Here is a 15,994-nt window from a genome sequence, read left to right as displayed (position 1 = left end):
TCATTGGCTTTGAAAATAACGCGACCGGCGGTTCGATCCACGGCCCTTATGTTCTTGGCCGTTTTTGTAGGTGGGGCCGCGGGTTCGCTTCTGCGCGAAAGTCTATCCGTCACGATCCCTGGAATTCCGGTTTTGACTGCAACGTTCGGGATCAACATTGTGGCGTGCTTTGTTCTGGGTTGGCTGTTCTCCATCCGCCACTGCGTGCACGCCCATGTCCTGCACCTGGGTGCTGTTGGGTTCTGCGGGGGATTGTCCACTTTTTCGTCATTTGTCGCCGAACTTGAACGCCTCGCCGAGGCGAACTTTCTGACCGCCGCAACAGCGGCCGGTCTCGAGATCGCAATCGGTCTCGCGGCGGCCATCCTCGGCGAAGCGATCGGAAGACGCGGCCTTGGTCGGAGGGCGGGCGGTTGAATGATCTCTACCTTCACGCGATGTTTGGTTTGGGCGGCGGATTGGGCGCGGTTCTACGTCATGCGATCGCGTTGACAATCAGGCACGACCTTCCCTTGTCGACGCTAATCGTGAACGTGCTGGGCAGCCTGCTGTTGGGCTTGTGGTTTGGCTATCTGGGTGGACCAGCGGATATGGGCGAGCAGGAACGGCGCTTGGTTTTTGGTTTCTGCGGTGGCTTCACAACGTTTTCCAGTTTCGCCTATCAATCGCTGGAACTAAGACGAGAGCGCACGATCGCGTTGGCCGCCGGCAACATTCTTATAAGCATATTTTTGTGTTGGTCCGCACTTTGGCTAGGGCTTTTCCTCACCCGCTAATGAGCGTGAACCGTAGCCTGAGTTCCCGGCTTAGGCGCCTTACAGAACAGCAGAAGCGGTATTGAGGCCAAAGCCAGCAAGCCCAGATTATTAAATACGGTCAGGTAAGAAATCAGCTCGGCCTGACGGTTGATCTCCTGACCCAGAATTGCCGCACCTTCGGCGCTGTCCGGTGTCAGGCCCAGCGGTTGCAGATAATTTTGAGCGGCGGTGTTGTATGGCGTCACATTCTGGCTCAACACCGCTGTATTGGTCTGTAACCCACGAACAACCCACGTCCCGACCAGAGAAATTCCGATGGATGATCCAAGCTGCCGCGTAACATTGAACAGACCAGAGGCTTCGTCCTGACGCGCTTGAGAAATGCTTTCAAACGCAAGGATGGACATGGGAACGAAGACAAGACCCATGCCCAAGCCGCTTACGGCACCAGGCCAGGCCAACTGCCAGAACCCGGCATCCAGATTGAGTGCACCAAGCATGAAATTACCGACAGCCGTCAAAAGCATCCCCAGCCCGGCCAGAACACGAGGATCAAACCGTGTAGACAAAACTGCGCCTGTAAGAACCATTGATGCGCCGGCCGCAATCCCTCGGGGAATGAACAGATGGCCAGATTCGATGACCGGATAGTCCAACAGACTTTGAACAAAGGTCGGCAGTATGGCAATTCCACCGAACAGCGAAATGGCAAACCCAGCAATGACCAGATTGCACAGGGCAAAATTCCGGTCGGCAAAAAGGCGAAGATCAACGACCGGTGTCTTTGAGGACAGGGCGTGAACGACGAAACCAACAGCGCCAAGCACCGAAGCGATTAGGGCAACCTGAATGACGCGCGATGACAACCAGTCCTTGGTTTCGCCCTGATCCAGAATGAATTGCAGGCACCCGATTCCCACTGCCAGCAATGCCAAGCCCTTCCAGTCGATGCGAACATCTTCGGTTTTGTCGTCAGGCAACTCTCCGGCCAGCAACAGCAGCGCCATCGCCGCCACCGGAAGGTTCACGAAAAACACCATCCGCCACGAGAAATACTCGGTCAATATCGCGCCAATTGTCGGACCCAGAACCGGTGCAACAACCACCCCGAGGCCGAAAACTGCCATCGCCTGACCTCGTTTCTCGCGCGGGAAAGCATCAAAAAGAATGGATTGTGATAATGGAATAAGAAAGGCTCCGAACATGCCCTGTGCAAGTCGAAAGGCCACGATCGTCTCAAGGCTCCAGGACAATCCGCACATGACCGACATTGTCGCAAAACCAGTCACGGCCGTCAGGATCAACCGGCGTCGCCCTACCCTGCGGGCGACAAATCCGGTCAGGGGCATAACTACGACGGCCGAGACGATGTAGCTTGTTAATATCCACGTCGCCTGATCGGTTGTAGCTCCGAAGGCCGCTTGAATATGAGGCAGCGCGACATTGACGATCGTGCTATCCAAAACTTCGAGAATGGCACTCAGCACCACGGCAATGACAATCACCGGATTGACATGGCCTGTAGCCGAAAGGCTCATTCTCCTGCCCGTTCCGAAGTCGTATCCACCGTGACTTTGCTGCTGCCGCCTGCCCGCAGCGGAGCATCCGTCGGGTCAAGAGACACCCGCACGGGAAACCGGCGGGTGACCTTGACCCAATTACCGCTGGCATTCTCGGACGGCAGCAAGGAAAACGTATCCCCCGATCCGCGGCCAATGGATTGCACTTTCCCGCTCAGCGTCACCCCAGGCAACATGTCGATCTGCACTTTCACCGGCTGACCGGGTCGAATACGGGGCAGCGATGTTTCCTTGAAATTCGCGTCCACCCACCAATCGGAAGACTCGACAATCGAAAACTGGGGCGCGTTCGCTGATACGGCGGAACCGGGGCGCAATGTCAGGTTCGCAATCCATCCGTCAGCAGTTGCAAACACTTTGGTCCAAGCAAGATTGGCCTGATCGATTTCCAACTGCGCGCGCGCCGACAGAACATCATCCTGCTTGGCCTGCAATCCGCTTTGCAAAGCCAAAAGGCTGGATTGACTGGTGGTAAGCCCAGCCGAAGCCTGCGCAAAATCCGAGGTCGCCTGATCCAACGACCCCTGGGCCAGATCACCGGTCGAGAAAAGCGCCTTGGCTCGTTCGAGGCTTTTTTGGGATGTATCGAAAACGGATTGCGCGGATGCAACCGACGCTTCGGCCGCAGCGATCTGAGTGGCGTAGGATTCAGCCTGCTGTACGGCACTGTCCAGGTTTGCCCTGGACTGGTCCACGGCCGCCCGGAACTGAGTCTCATCAATCGTAAACAGCAGATCGCCGGCTTTGACTGCCTGGTTTTCTAACACCGAGACATCATCCACCTGGCCAGTCACCTGCGCGGCCACATTGATGATATTTGCCCCCACATAGGCGTCCTTGGTTGACGGATACCTTTCTTCATGCCGCCAAAACAGAAGCAGGCCAACAGCGATAGCGATCAACATTGTCACGGCAGCGACAGTTTTGAGGGACTTCATGGGTCGATCTCCTTGCTCAATCGCGTTTTGATCACATTGGATAGGTATGCATGCGGACCGCAAGGTTGCCCATGATCCATACGGTTCCGACGATAATGATCAGCAGGACCAATGTAGAAAACAGCACCAAGTCCAAGTCTTCGCGACTGCTGCGTCGACGGTCGATATGAAGGAAATAGACCAGTTGAAGGACAAGCTGCGCCAACCCCAGTAAGCCGATTGTCAGGTAGACGCCCTTTGTCTCGATCCCGAAGACATAAGCGACGGTGAAGACGGCTATGGTCAGGAACAGTGAACCGCCGTAGCCAATCACATAGCGCCGCCTCTCTCGCCTGTGCATTTCGCTGCGTCTATCCATAGGTCAGACCTCCGAAATAAACGATCGTAATTATCCCGATCCAGATCAGGTCGAGGAAATGCCAGAACAGCGCCAGCCGGACCACGCGCGACATCAGCAAATCCGTCAGCCCCATCAGTCGCAGTTGGACACCCAACACGATCAGCCACAGACACCCGGCAGCAACGTGCAAACCATGCAGCGGAACAAGACCGTAAAACGCGGACAAAAACCCACTGCGTTGTGGGATACCGCCTTTGTCCGCCATCGCGATAAAGTCCCGGATTTCCAACACCAGAAAGCTGAGTCCCAGAACCAAGGTCACGCCAAACCACAAAACGATGCGCGAACGCGGCAGGTTGTATTTCAATGCCAGCATTGCCAGCCCGACCGTCAGGCTGCTGGTCAACAGGATCAGGGTCTGTGCAAAGATGCTTTTGAGGTCAAAAAGTTCGTGCGGTCCCGGCCCGCCCGCCTGTGCGTCGATCATTGTGATGTATATGGCGAACATCAGCCCGAAATAGACCAGATCGCTCATCAGAAAGACCCAGAAGCCAAACGTGACGACTTCGCTGGCTTTGTCAGCGCCCGGATGCCGCCGACCAAGGTTCAGGCCGGGATAACTGTGTGTTGGAGCGCGCTTCATGTGGCGACCTCCAAGTCCGGACCCGCGCGCCCCCGGTTATCCGAAGAGAATTCAAAGTCCCGATTGATCGGGGCAGAGGCGTGGACAAGATCCAGCCAGGCCTCATGTTCCCTTTGCACCTGAGCTGCCGGAATAACCTCTTCGATATCCGTTTTGAAAGTCCACGCAACGAAGGACAACAGCATCAGAATGGTGACCAGCGCTGCCAACCACCAGATCCACCACACCAAGGCAAACATCCAGACACCGCTGAGGACGCAGAGCGTGAAACCAATCCGCGTATTGCGCGGCAGGCTGATGTCCTCATAGGCTTCGGGTGCTGGATAAGCCTCGCCCCTTTCCTTTGCGGCGGCAAAGTCATCGCGGTCGGTGACATGCGGAATAATGGCAAAGTTATACGGCGGTGGCGGTGCTGGGATGGACCATTCCAGCGTACGCGCATCCCACGGGTCGCCAACAGGCACGCGGGTTTTCTCACGGTCTCGAATGCTGACCCACAATTGCACCACCACCGCAAGCAGGGCACACAAGATGACCACCGACCCCAAAACGGCCACGATCATATAGGGATGAAAACTCGGGTCTTCCCAACTGAAAGACCGACGTGGCATCCCCATCAGGCCGACAAAGTAGAGGGGTAGGAACGTCAGCATGAAACCGACCGTCCACAGGACAACCGTGATGCGGCCCCAGGATTCGTTCAGGCGGAACCCGAAGGCTTTGGGGAACCAGTAATTATACCCTGCCAGTAGGCCAAACAGGACCCCGGGCAGCAGGACGTTGTGGAAATGGGCAACCAGAAACAGCGTGTTGTGAACCTGATAATCCACGGTTGGGTTCGCAAGGATCACCCCCGAAAGACCCCCGATGACAAAGAGCATCAGAAACGCCAAACCATAGAGCATCGGCACTGAGAACCGAATACGCCCACGGAACAGGGTCGCCATCCAATCATACACTTTTACCCCGGTGGGGATGGCGATCAGCATGGTCGCAATGCCAAAGACCGTATTGATCAGCGCGCTTTGACCCATTGTAAAGAAGTGGTGCAGCCAGACGGTGAACGACAGCACGGCAATGGACATCGTCGCAATGACCAGCGAGTTGTAGCCATAAAGCCGCTTGGCCGAGAACGTTGCGAACACCTCGGAATAAATCCCGTATGCGGGCAGGACCAGCAAATAGACCTCGGGGTGCCCAAACAGCCAGAACAGATTGGCATAGTTCATCATGTTGCCGCCAAGGTCATTGGTGAAGAAGTGGAAATCCAGATACCGGTCGGCGGCCAGCATCAGCGCCGCGACACCCAGCGGTGGCATCGCAAACACGATCAGGATAGAGCTGCAGATAATCGTCCAGCAGTACATCGGCAAACGCATGAATTTCATGCCCGGTGCACGCAACTTATAGATCGTGACCGCGAAATTGATCCCGGTCAGCGTCGTACCGATACCGGAAACAACGATTGCCCATATCCAGTAGTCCGGCCCAACGCCCGGATTGAAAGCGGCCCCCGTATAGGGCGGGTAAGCCGTCCAGCCCCCGGTCGAGAATTCGCCTACAAGCAAAGAAACCATCAGCATCATCCCGGCCGAGACCGTCAGGCCAAGACTGATCTGGTTCATCACGGGAAAAGCGACGTCGCGCGCGCCAATCATCAAGGGAACCAGAAAATTCGCCAATCCGAAGACAAATGGCACGGCCACGAAAAAGATCATGATAGTGCCATGCGTACTGAACAATTCGGCAAAGTGGTCCGCTTCCAGAAATCCGTCCCCCGGACCCGCTGCTTGTTGCGCGCGCATGACAACACCTTCAAGAACACCGCGCGCCAGCATCACAATTGCGAAGACAATGTACATGATGCCGATTTTCTTGTGGTCTGCACTTGTCAGCCAATCGCGCCAAAGCAGTCCCCAAAGGCGGAACCATGTCAGGGCGCCGACAACGACCAGAATACCGATAATCACAACGCCCGCAGCGGCATTGGCGACGATCTCATTCGCGTTCGGAGTTTGTATAAGGCCCGCCAGAGGGAACGACTCCCAGCTTAGTCGGCCAAAGAAACCACTGTCCGCAAAGCTCATTGCTGTGCCTCCTGCCCGAATTGTGCGGTTCCGGGCTGCTGATCGGCGGTCAAAGGTGCACCTTGGTGATACCGATGCAGGATGGATGCGAATAGATCGCTTTCCTCAAGGGTGAAATACAGCGCTTTGTCAGGCATTTCCGGCGTGCCAAGCGCGGCCTGAACTTCATCCCGGTCAGAACGCATGGCCAGTACCCTGTAGGTGTCCGCGGCCAAGGGAATACCGCTGGTGCGCACGGTTTCAACCCAGTGATCGAAATCCTGTGGCGACATGGCAAGAGTCTGAAACTTCTGCTTGGTGAACCCGCGGCCATTATACTGCGTGTTTTCGCCCTGCATGGTCGCCGGGGTATCCGCCACGATGTGCAGCTTGGTTGTCATTCCCGGCATAGCGTAGATTTGACCGGCCAGAGCGGGGATCATGAAGGACTGCATCACTGTGTCCGTTGTCAGTGTCAGCGCAACCTGTTGTTTGACAGGTACTGCCATTTCTCCGACGCTGGCGATCCCAAGGTCCGGATAGATGAACAACCACTTCCAATCCAATCCTACGACCTGCACGTTCAAGGCAGGCGTTTCACCGAATTCCGCAGAATAAGGATCTAAACGATGCGTTGCTTTCCATAGGTAAAATGACAGGATCGCAACGATGAGAACCGGAACGCCCCACATGACGAATTCCAGACGGGCCGAAAAATCCCACTTGGGTCGATAGGTTGAGCTAGCGGTAGTGCGCCGTCTATAGCGCCAAACAATCACTGGCACAAAAACCAAGACTGGAACGACAGCAATCAAAATCAAAACCGTTGCGCGTAGCAGATGAAGCCTCTGAACTTCCGCAATTGGGCCAACAGGGTCCAGAAAACTGTCACTGGCCCAAGATGCTTGCGCGCAGGCTGAAATCAGCACGATGGCGATCAGGATAGGCTGCAAGGCAAATGAAAACCTGTAACTGGCCACTCCTTACGATCCTCTCCTGCCTCCATTTGCAGCCAACTATCGGCAGAGTTCCAAGTTTTCTCAAGGTTTTTTGCGAAACCGGAAATTGTTCGCCACTTTGTGTGATCAACCGCGGAAATACGCACAATCAAATCGTGGAAAACGGCACTGTTGACTTACTCTTTTGGGCGCGAGACCTTTTTCCGATGCGTTGGCTTCTTTTCACCCTTGGCCTGTTGTTTCTTTCCACGAACGCGGCTGCCCTGGATCGCGGGGCGGTCGAACAGCAGTTTCAGGATTGGTTGACTAAAACCATATGGCCACAGGCCAAAGCCAAGGGTGTCTCCAAGCAGACGATGAACCGTGCTTTCGATGGAGTGACCCTTAACTGGAAATTGCCCGATCTCGTGCCTCCGGGAGGGTCAGCCCAAATACCCAAACAGCAAAAACAGGCAGAGTTTGGGTCACCTGGTCGATACTTCAAGGCAGGCACCGTACAAGGGGCCACGTCCATAGGGCGCCAGATGGCGCAACGCCATGCAACGACGCTTTCTCGGGTAGAGGCAAAAACCGGTGTTCCGTCACGCATCGTTCTGGCCATCTGGGGCCGTGAGAGCGGTTACGGTCAGGTTCCAATCCGCCACAATGTTTTTCGAGTTCTTGGGACCAAAGGGTTCATGAGCACCCGAGCAGATTATTTCACCAGCGAGCTGATCTCTGCCTTGCAGATTGCCGAAGCCGGACATGCTCCTCCGGGGGTGATGAAAAGCAGCTGGGCCGGTGCGCTGGGTCAGCCGCAGTTCATGCCATCGAATTTTCTAACCTATGCCAAGGACGGAAACGGTGACGGGCGCGCCGACATCTGGGCTTCGCCCGAGGACACGATCGCGTCCATAGCCAACTACCTTGACCAACATGGCTGGATCGCAGATCGCGACTGGGGGTTTGAGGTCACTGTCCCCAGCTCGGTATCTTGCGCCCTTGAAGGGCCGGATCAGGGGCGCCCAATCAAGGACTGGGCCAAGATGGGTATTTCGCGGGTTTCTGGCAGACCCTTTCCCAAGCATGAACTTTCGGGTCAAGGCTTCCTAATGATGCCTGCCGGTCGAAATGGTCCCGCATTTCTGGTGACCGAAAATTTCTATGTGCTGAAAGAATACAACAAGAGCGATCTTTACGCCCTTTTTGTCGGACATGTCGGTGATCGAATTCAATACGGTGTCGGAGATTTCCAGGGGCGTTGGGGCAAAGTCGGAAATCTTTACAGGTCTGATATCGCAGCGATGCAAATCGCCCTGGAACAGCAAGGCCATGACGTTGGCGGCGCGGATGGCTTACCGGGCTTCAAGACGCGGCGGTCAATCGGACGCTGGCAGCAGGCGACGGGCCAATCGCCAACATGTTTCCCGGACAAGAGCATGAAATCAGCATTGGTACCCTAGCGATTCGCGCTTGAGCCACCCTCGCCAAAAAGTCTTACCTTGCGTAACCGACCGATCCCTTATCGAAGCCTTTCACAAATGTGTCTGGAAGCCGCCAAGTTTCATCATAATATTTCCAGCAATCCCCGGTTTTCTTCACAATTCGCATACAACTGCCTAATTTGCAGGCAGAGGCTTTAACCTTTTTTTAAATAATGCCAACGTCAGCGTCAGTGAAAGGCGACTTTCGCAACTGCGTTCCCGACTGAAAACCGAAAGACTGCCGCGCGGTGTTCCTTGCGATCTGACGAAGCAGAACTTGAACCCGCTCAGAACCCTTTCAACGTCGGGCAAACAAGGTGGCCCGCCGCGATCGTGATCGAACGCGCGCGAATTTCCGCCAAAAAATGGGAGAAAAACATGAACAAGCACATTCGGACAACGCTGGCGGGGCTGCTGACCTCGACCATGATCACCGGCGCGGCATTCGCCGCCGGCACTCATCCTGAAACAGGCGAAGCATTGGCGGATGACCAGACATTCACCTATCGTATTCTGGACGAACACAGCTCGGTCGATCCGCAGGTCGTCGAGGACGTATCGGGCGCCGAGATTGTGCGCGACCTGTTTGAAGGTCTGATGAATCAGGACGAAGACGGCAATCTGGTTCCCGGCGTAGCCACCGAATTCACCACCAACGATACCAAAGACGTCTACACATTTACCCTGCGCGATGACGCCAAGTGGTCCAACGGCGACCCGGTAACCGCTGGTGACTTTGTCTTTGCCTGGAAGCGCGCTGTCGATCCGGCCCTGTCCTCGCCTTACGCATGGTTCATGGAACTGATGTCGATTGAAAACGCGGCCGAAATCATTGCAGGCGACAAGCCAGTGGATGAGCTGGGCGTCACAGCGATCGACGACCACACGCTTGAAGTCAAGCTGAGCGCCCCTCTGCCCTATTTCGCGCAGATGACCACGCATTCCACGACTTTCCCCGCCCCGCAGAAAGTCATCGAAGAATTCGGCGACGCGTGGACCAAGCCTGAAAACATCGTCTCGAACGGGGCATATGTTCTGACCGAACACCTGCCGCAGGAACGCTCGGTTCGTGAGCGCAACGAGATGTACTGGGACAATGACAACACCATCGTCGACAAGGTTGTCGCATTGGTGATCAACGACGAAAACGTCGCCCTGACCCGTTATCTGGCCGGTGAGCTGGACCGCACCGAGGTTCCCGCAGGTCAGTTCCCACGCCTTCAGAAAGAGCACCCCGACGAAGCCATCAGCTTCCCGCGTCTGTGCAACTATTACTACACGTTCAACCTGTCCGACGGTGGCCCCGAAGCGTTCAAGGACCCGAATGTCCGCCAAGCGCTGTCGCTGGCCGTAGATCGCAAGATCATCACTGAAAACATCATGGCAGGTGGCCAGCCTCAGGCTTACACCTTTGCGCCTGAGGCAACCGCCGGGTTTACGGTTCCCGAAGTTGAAATGGCCTCGATGTCTCAGCAGGAACGCGACGAGCTGGCCAAGGAACTGCTGGCTGCCGCAGGTTACGGTCCTGACAATCCGCTGAGCTTTGAGATGGTCTACAACACCTCGGAAGCTCATAAGAAAGTCGCTGTGGCGCTCAGCCAGATGTGGAAGCAGAAACTGGGTGTAAACGCCGAACTTGCCAACATGGAATGGAAGATCTTCCTGGAGGAGCGCGGCAACCAGAACTTCGATCTGGCCCGTGGCGCTTGGTGTGGCGACTATAACGAAGCCTCAACCTTCCTGGATTTGCTGCAGTCGGATTCCGGCTACAACGACGGCAAATACAACAACGCCAAGGTTGATGAACTTCTGGCTTCAGCCAAAACCGCCGATGACGCAGCACCTCTGTACACCGAGGTCGAGCGGATCATCGCACAAGAGACCCCTGTAATCCCGATCTATCACTATGCTGGCGTCTACATGATGGACAGCGATGTCGGGAACTGGCCGGTCAATAACGTAGAGCAGAACTGGTATTCCAAGAACCTCTACAAAATCGCTGAGTAATCATCTGTTGATCACGCTTTGCCCCGGAGACTTCTTTGGGGCAAAGCCAATATTTGGGGGCATGAAATGCTTGCCTATATCGTCCGGCGGTTACTGATCGCCGTCCCAACGATCCTTTTGCTGATCGTTGCAAGTTTCTTTTTGATGCACTTCGCACCCGGCGGGCCATTCACGTCAGAGCGGCCCCTGCCGCCGGCGGTTCTGGCCAATATCGAGGCGCGCTACGGGCTGGACCAACCGCTGTGGAAACAGCTTTGGGACTATCTGTACAACATCGTCGTGCATTTCGATTTCGGCCCGTCCTTCAAGTTCAAGGACCGCGACGTGAATGACATCATCGCGCAGGGCTTTCCGATCTCGCTGACCTATGGCTCGCTGTCCTTCCTTGTCGCCACTGCCGTGGGTGTCAGTCTTGGAATCGCCGCCGCGATCAAGCACAACAGCTGGATCGACTATTTCGCAGTTGGTCTGGGGATCGCGGCACAAGCGCTGCCGAACTTCATCATGGGGCCGATCCTGATCCTGACCTTCACCCTTTGGCTGGGCTGGTTGCCCGGGGGCGGCTGGAATGGCGGGCAATGGCAGTACCTGATCATGCCGGTGATCGCATTGGCGACCTCTTACATGGGGTCGATCGCACGGATCACCCGGTCCTCGATGCTGGAAGTTCTGAACTCGAACTTCATCCGCACCGCACGTGCCAAGGGCTTACCGACAAGGACCGTCATTTGGCGGCACGCGCTGAAACCTACACTTCTGCCGGTCGTATCCTATCTTGGGCCGGTTTTTGTCTACGTTCTGACCGGTTCGGTCTTCGTCGACATCTACTTCTCAACCGGTGGGTTGGGCCAAGCCTATGTGGGGTCCGCCCTTTCGCGAGACTATGCCGTGCTATTGGGCGTCACGATCCTTTATGGCGTCCTGACCGTGCTGGTAAACCTGCTGACCGACCTGGCCTACGCCTGGTTCGATCCGAAAATTCGTTACTGAGGGGCCGGCTATGCTTGGAAAATCACAAAAAGCCGCGCATCTGGCCGAGGATATCACCGACTACACGGTTATTCAGGGCCGCTCGCTCTGGCAGGACGCGCGTATGCGATTTGTCCGAAACAAGGCTGCAATGGCCAGTCTGTTCATTCTGGGTCTGATCGTACTGTTCACCCTTATCGGGCCTTATTTTGCCGTCTGGAACAACGAAGAAATCGACTGGAACGTCATGGGTGACGTCCGGGGCATGGGGATGCCCTCGGTCGAGACCGGGCATTTCTTTGGCGTCGATGATCTGGGGCGCGACCTCTATAGCCGAGTCATTCAGGCGACCACCACGTCGCTTTTGGTGGGGCTGATCGGGGCCGCAACCGCGCTGATCGTGGGAACCTGCTATGGGATTGCGGCTGGATATATCGGTGGCCGTACCGACGGCATCATGATGCGTTTCGTTGACATCTTGCTGGCGATCCCGGCCACGCTGGTCATCATCCTGCTTCTGGTCGTGGCAGGCCGGTCGTTCTTCATGCTGTTCATCGCTCTTGGCGCGGTGGGGTGGCTGACCATGGCGCGGATCGTTCGCGGGCAGACACTAACCCTGAAGAACCGTGAATTCATCGAGGCCGCCCGCGCCGCTGGCGTCAGTGAGTTCACCATCATGTATCGCCACATCCTGCCGAACCTGCTGGGTGTTGTGATCGTCTATGCCTCGTTGCTGGTGCCCGAGATGATCCTGACCGAAAGTTTCATCTCATTCCTTGGATTGGGAATTTCGGAACCCTATACCTCACTTGGCCGTCTGATCGCCGAGGGTGCTGGTACTATGGGCTACGGAACCCTCTGGCAATTGATATTCCCCCTGACATTCTACGTCGCCATCATCATCACGATGTTCTTCATCGGGGATGGCCTGCGTGACGCTCTGGACCCGAAGGATCGCTGATATGAGTCTGTTTTCTGTAAAGGACCTGAGTGTGCAATTCGATACACCGGATGGTGTTGTCGAAGCCGTCAAGGGCATCAGCTTTGACATCAATCCAGGCGAGTGCCTCGGCATCGTTGGCGAAAGCGGATCCGGTAAAAGCCAGACATTTATGGCTGCGATGGGGTTGCTGCCTCCGGCCGGGCGCGCCACCGGGTCGGCCTTGCTGAACGGCAAAGAGATCCTGAACCTGCCCGTTAACAAGCTGAACCAGATTCGGGGCGACGATGTTGGTATGATCTTTCAGGATCCGCTGACAGCATTGACCCCGCATTTGCGCATCGGTCAGCAAATGCGCGAAGTGCTGCAGGTCCACGAAGGGTTGCAGGGAAATGCGGCCCGCGCCCGATGCCTCGAGTGGCTGGATCGCGTTCGCATCCCCGAGGCGAAACGACGTCTGGACCAATACCCGCATGAACTGTCAGGCGGCATGCGTCAGCGGGTCATGATTGCAATGTCGATGCTGTGCAGTCCCAAACTGCTGATCGCGGACGAACCGACAACTGCGCTGGATGTGACGGTTCAGGCAGACATTCTGGACCTGATGGTCCGCCTGCAAAAGGACGAAGGCACGGCCATCGCCCTGATCACGCATGACATGGGCGTTGTCGCCCGCATGTGCGATCGAATTCAGGTGATGCGTCTGGGGCAGTTTGTCGAAGCTGGCGAGACGCGTGAAGTCTTTCGCGCTCCGCAGCACGAATACACCCGCACCCTGCTGGAAGCGATGCCGCGCATCGATGCCGGGGACGCACCCAAGGCTCTGGGCAAGACCGAAGAACCTCTGCTTGAGGTCGATGACGTCAAAGTGCATTTCCCGATCCACGTCTCTGGCGGCTTGTTTGGTCGCAAGGTACCTCTGAAAGCTGTTGATGGTGTGACTTTTGACATCCGCAAGGGCGAGACCCTGGGTGTCGTGGGTGAGTCGGGTTGTGGCAAATCGACATTGGCGCGGGCCGTACTGCAGCTGATCGAACCCAGCGGCGGCAATGTTAGCTGGCTGGGTCACCCCATCGTTGGGCTGAAACGGGCCGAGCTGAACAAGTACCGCAAGGATTTGCAGATCGTGTTCCAAGACCCGCTGGCCAGTCTGGATCCCCGGATGACAATTTCAGCTTCGATCGCTGAACCACTTAAAACCTACCGCCCCGACCTTACCGAGCGGGAGCGTAAAAAGATGGTTGCCGAGATGATGGAGAGGGTTGGCCTGAAGGCCAACATGATCAACCGCTACCCGCATGAGCTTTCCGGAGGGCAAAACCAGCGGGTTGGAATCGCGCGGGCGATGATCAACAAGCCGAAACTGATCATTTGCGATGAGGCGGTATCCGCGCTGGACGTCTCGATTCAGGCCCAGATTGTCGAATTGCTGCGGGAACTGCAGCAGGAGTTTGGCCTGTCGATGATCTTCATCAGCCACGATCTGTCCGTGGTTCGCGCCGTATCTAATCGGATCATGGTTCTGTATCTCGGCCGAATCGTCGAACTGGGTGATGGTGAAACCATTTGTTCGGACCCCATTCATCCGTACACAAAGTCGTTGATTTCGGCCGTGCCGATCCCGGACCCGGATGTAGAGCGCAGTCGGCAGAGGCTGAAATTGCCGGGCGAGCTTCCGTCTCCGATGGATCCAAAGGCTGCCCTACGGTTTTTGCCCAGTCGTTTATCTGCCGGGCAGACGGATTACGTGCCTCAATTGAATGAGGTAAAGCCTGATCATTTCGTAGCTGAACACGACCCGCTTGAGGCAATCATGGCCAAAGCCTAGTCAACCCAGCCCAGAGCCAGCCTTTTGGCTTTGGGCTTCCTTCTCACTATGCCTAAAAATTGACCGCATTGCCTACATTTTAGCGATCAATTTCCCATCAATTGATATTATTGTTTCCATTCCTGCGCTAAAGTAAGGCTCCACTGCTGCATGGTGCTGCAGATCGTTTTGACTCCCATTCCTCACAGTGGCACGATTTCTCCTGACACAGTTTACCGCGCCGAATGACGTTGATCATTTTGGGCGCACAGCCTAAGAGGAAGCCGCGAAAGCATTATGATTTTCGGGCAATAATTTATTAACTTGAGAGGTAACATGGCACGCAAGGTCACCAAGGCGATTTTCCCGGTTGCGGGACTGGGTACCCGGTTTTTGCCCGCAACAAAGTCGGTTCCAAAAGAGATTATGACCCTGGTCGATCGCCCTCTTGTTCAATATGCCATCGATGAGGCGCGCGCAGCCGGTATTACCGAGTTCATTTTCGTGACGTCGCGTGGGAAATCTGCACTCGAAGATTACTTCGATCACAACCACATTCTAGAGCAAGAACTGAAGTCCAAGGGCAAAACCGATCTGTTGGAAACCCTTAACGCAACCAACATGGAAAGCGGCGCGATTGCGTATATTCGCCAGCATAAAGCGCTGGGTCTGGGTCACGCTGTCTGGTGTGCACGGCGTCTTATTGGGGACGAACCTTTTGCCGTGATGCTGCCGGACGATGTAATCGCAGCCGACAAACCCTGCCTGCAGCAAATGGTAGAGGCATATGAGGAAACGGGCGGCAACATGGTTGCGGCCATGGAGGTTCCACCAGAAAAAACCCGCTCGTACGGTGTGTTGGACGTTGGTGAAAACATCGGATCCGTCGTGCGCACGCGAGGCATGGTCGAAAAGCCCAACCCCGAGGATGCGCCTTCAAATCTGGCTGTTATCGGCCGCTATATCCTGGGGCCGTCGGTTCTGTACAACCTGAACCAGAAGAAAAAAGGCAGCGGCGGAGAAATCCAGTTGACCGACGCGATTGCCGAAGACATCGGCAACGGCGTTCCGGTCTTTGGCTACAAGTTTGAAGGTCAGCGATTTGACTGCGGCTCAAAATCCGGTTTCCTCCAGGCGACCGTCGCCTATGCGCTTTCTCGCCCAGATTTGCGCGACGACCTGCGCGAATACCTTCACGAAGTTATCTCTGCAGATAAAGCGGCCCAGTAAGGTGTCCGCCGTTTAACGCGCTACTTGCCTAAGGCTAGCGCCACAGAGACCTTCAACTCGCAATGGGGGCGCGGACTACCGCGTCCCTTTTGACAAAAACTTCCCCCACGATTGTCAGTCAATATCTTCATTGTCAGGCTCAGTGCCGAATGGCGATGCTGATCAGAATTGGTCCAATTTTCTGTCTTTGATTGGAAACCTTCCAAGCAAATCAGAAGGATTAGCAGAATCCTTCCTGCGCGTGCGCATCAATCAGAACGGTTTAATCCGTCTCGGCCCAGTGTGTCCCGCGAC

At 55.8% G+C, this 15,994-nt stretch carries 14 protein-coding genes; 8 read left to right on the top strand and 6 right to left on the bottom strand.

All coding sequences use genetic code 11. The features are described from left to right. Positions 1 to 9 precede the first annotated feature (9 nt). Positions 10 to 417, top strand: a complete 408-nt coding sequence (locus ACR0KS_RS17615) for a fluoride efflux transporter FluC (protein WP_480681497.1) — start codon at positions 10 to 12, stop codon at positions 415 to 417. Next, positions 414 to 776, top strand: a complete 363-nt coding sequence (locus ACR0KS_RS17610) for a FluC/FEX family fluoride channel (RefSeq protein ID WP_170563321.1) — start codon at positions 414 to 416, stop codon at positions 774 to 776. The genes ACR0KS_RS17615 and ACR0KS_RS17610 overlap by 4 nt, the downstream gene beginning before the upstream one ends. On the opposite strand, the gene ACR0KS_RS17605 is transcribed toward ACR0KS_RS17610, so the two are convergent. From ACR0KS_RS17605 to ACR0KS_RS17580, 6 genes are read right to left on the bottom strand one after another with little or no spacing between them, the layout of a single operon-like run. Beyond that, positions 773 to 2,296, bottom strand: a complete 1,524-nt coding sequence (locus ACR0KS_RS17605; protein WP_170416039.1) for a DHA2 family efflux MFS transporter permease subunit — start codon at positions 2,294 to 2,296, stop codon at positions 773 to 775. The genes ACR0KS_RS17610 and ACR0KS_RS17605 overlap by 4 nt on opposite strands. Then, complete coding sequence (locus ACR0KS_RS17600; RefSeq protein WP_170563324.1) at positions 2,293 to 3,276, bottom strand: HlyD family secretion protein; 984 nt, start codon at positions 3,274 to 3,276, stop codon at positions 2,293 to 2,295. Before ACR0KS_RS17600 ends, ACR0KS_RS17605 begins: the two co-directional genes overlap by 4 nt. Positions 3,277 to 3,307: 31 nt before the next feature. Then, the gene (locus tag ACR0KS_RS17595) at positions 3,308 to 3,634 is read right to left on the bottom strand and encodes a cytochrome o ubiquinol oxidase subunit IV (RefSeq protein WP_480681499.1); all 327 of its coding nucleotides are present in this window, start codon (positions 3,632 to 3,634) and stop codon (positions 3,308 to 3,310) included. Then, positions 3,627 to 4,259 (bottom strand): cytochrome c oxidase subunit 3, encoded by a 633-nt coding sequence (locus tag ACR0KS_RS17590; protein ID WP_170416045.1) that lies wholly within the window; start codon positions 4,257 to 4,259, stop codon positions 3,627 to 3,629. The genes ACR0KS_RS17595 and ACR0KS_RS17590 overlap by 8 nt, the downstream gene beginning before the upstream one ends. Further along, positions 4,256 to 6,346: a cbb3-type cytochrome c oxidase subunit I gene (locus tag ACR0KS_RS17585; RefSeq protein ID WP_170563327.1), complete on the bottom strand. Its 2,091-nt coding sequence runs from the start codon at positions 6,344 to 6,346 to the stop codon at positions 4,256 to 4,258. Before ACR0KS_RS17585 ends, ACR0KS_RS17590 begins: the two co-directional genes overlap by 4 nt. After that, positions 6,343 to 7,305, bottom strand: coding sequence for a cytochrome ubiquinol oxidase subunit II family protein (locus tag ACR0KS_RS17580; RefSeq protein WP_480681502.1), 963 nt, complete (start codon positions 7,303 to 7,305; stop codon positions 6,343 to 6,345). Before ACR0KS_RS17580 ends, ACR0KS_RS17585 begins: the two co-directional genes overlap by 4 nt. 185 nt (positions 7,306 to 7,490) lie before the next feature. Here ACR0KS_RS17580 and ACR0KS_RS17575 point away from each other — a divergent pair, with 185 nt between their 5' ends. The 6 genes from ACR0KS_RS17575 (at position 7,491) to galU (ending at position 15,700) form a co-directional block, all read left to right on the top strand. Continuing rightward, entirely contained in the window at positions 7,491 to 8,726 is a 1,236-nt protein-coding gene (locus ACR0KS_RS17575; protein ID WP_170485908.1) for a lytic murein transglycosylase, read from the top strand. Positions 8,727 to 9,125: 399 nt separating this feature from the next. Continuing rightward, positions 9,126 to 10,754: a peptide ABC transporter substrate-binding protein gene (locus ACR0KS_RS17570; protein WP_170416051.1), complete on the top strand. Its 1,629-nt coding sequence runs from the start codon at positions 9,126 to 9,128 to the stop codon at positions 10,752 to 10,754. Positions 10,755 to 10,820: 66 nt separating this feature from the next. Continuing rightward, positions 10,821 to 11,744, top strand: a complete 924-nt coding sequence (gene oppB, locus ACR0KS_RS17565) for an oligopeptide ABC transporter permease OppB (protein ID WP_170389023.1) — start codon at positions 10,821 to 10,823, stop codon at positions 11,742 to 11,744. A gap of 10 nt (positions 11,745 to 11,754) precedes the next feature. Then, positions 11,755 to 12,684, top strand: a complete 930-nt coding sequence (locus tag ACR0KS_RS17560; protein ID WP_170416053.1) for an ABC transporter permease subunit — start codon at positions 11,755 to 11,757, stop codon at positions 12,682 to 12,684. 1 nt (position 12,685) lies between these two features. Next, on the top strand, positions 12,686 to 14,491 hold the full coding sequence (locus ACR0KS_RS17555; RefSeq protein ID WP_170563330.1) for an ABC transporter ATP-binding protein: 1,806 nt from the start codon (positions 12,686 to 12,688) through the stop codon (positions 14,489 to 14,491). Between the two features lie 315 nt (positions 14,492 to 14,806). Next, the gene (gene galU, locus ACR0KS_RS17550; RefSeq protein WP_170416057.1) at positions 14,807 to 15,700 is read left to right on the top strand and encodes a UTP--glucose-1-phosphate uridylyltransferase GalU; all 894 of its coding nucleotides are present in this window, start codon (positions 14,807 to 14,809) and stop codon (positions 15,698 to 15,700) included. The last annotated feature ends 294 nt before the right edge of the window (positions 15,701 to 15,994 follow it).

It is taken from the genome of Ruegeria sp. BC7, from assembly GCF_056539165.1.
This window is presented reverse-complemented; position numbering and strand designations above follow the sequence as displayed.

What these genes read in the sequence shown, in the direction of transcription:
- ACR0KS_RS17605 (WP_170416039.1), bottom strand. Translation starts at nt 2,296, where the DNA reads ATGAGCCTTTCGGCTACAGGCCATGTCAATCCGGTGATTGTCATTGCC.
- ACR0KS_RS17600 (WP_170563324.1), bottom strand. Translation starts at nt 3,276, where the DNA reads ATGAAGTCCCTCAAAACTGTCGCTGCCGTGACAATGTTGATCGCTATC.
- ACR0KS_RS17595 (WP_480681499.1), bottom strand. Translation starts at nt 3,634, where the DNA reads ATGGATAGACGCAGCGAAATGCACAGGCGAGAGAGGCGGCGCTATGTG.
- ACR0KS_RS17590 (WP_170416045.1), bottom strand. Translation starts at nt 4,259, where the DNA reads ATGAAGCGCGCTCCAACACACAGTTATCCCGGCCTGAACCTTGGTCGG.
- ACR0KS_RS17585 (WP_170563327.1), bottom strand. Translation starts at nt 6,346, where the DNA reads ATGAGCTTTGCGGACAGTGGTTTCTTTGGCCGACTAAGCTGGGAGTCG.
- ACR0KS_RS17575 (WP_170485908.1), top strand. Translation starts at nt 7,491, where the DNA reads ATGCGTTGGCTTCTTTTCACCCTTGGCCTGTTGTTTCTTTCCACGAAC.
- ACR0KS_RS17570 (WP_170416051.1), top strand. Translation starts at nt 9,126, where the DNA reads ATGAACAAGCACATTCGGACAACGCTGGCGGGGCTGCTGACCTCGACC.
- oppB (WP_170389023.1), top strand. Translation starts at nt 10,821, where the DNA reads ATGCTTGCCTATATCGTCCGGCGGTTACTGATCGCCGTCCCAACGATC.
- ACR0KS_RS17560 (WP_170416053.1), top strand. Translation starts at nt 11,755, where the DNA reads ATGCTTGGAAAATCACAAAAAGCCGCGCATCTGGCCGAGGATATCACC.
- ACR0KS_RS17555 (WP_170563330.1), top strand. Translation starts at nt 12,686, where the DNA reads ATGAGTCTGTTTTCTGTAAAGGACCTGAGTGTGCAATTCGATACACCG.
- galU (WP_170416057.1), top strand. Translation starts at nt 14,807, where the DNA reads ATGGCACGCAAGGTCACCAAGGCGATTTTCCCGGTTGCGGGACTGGGT.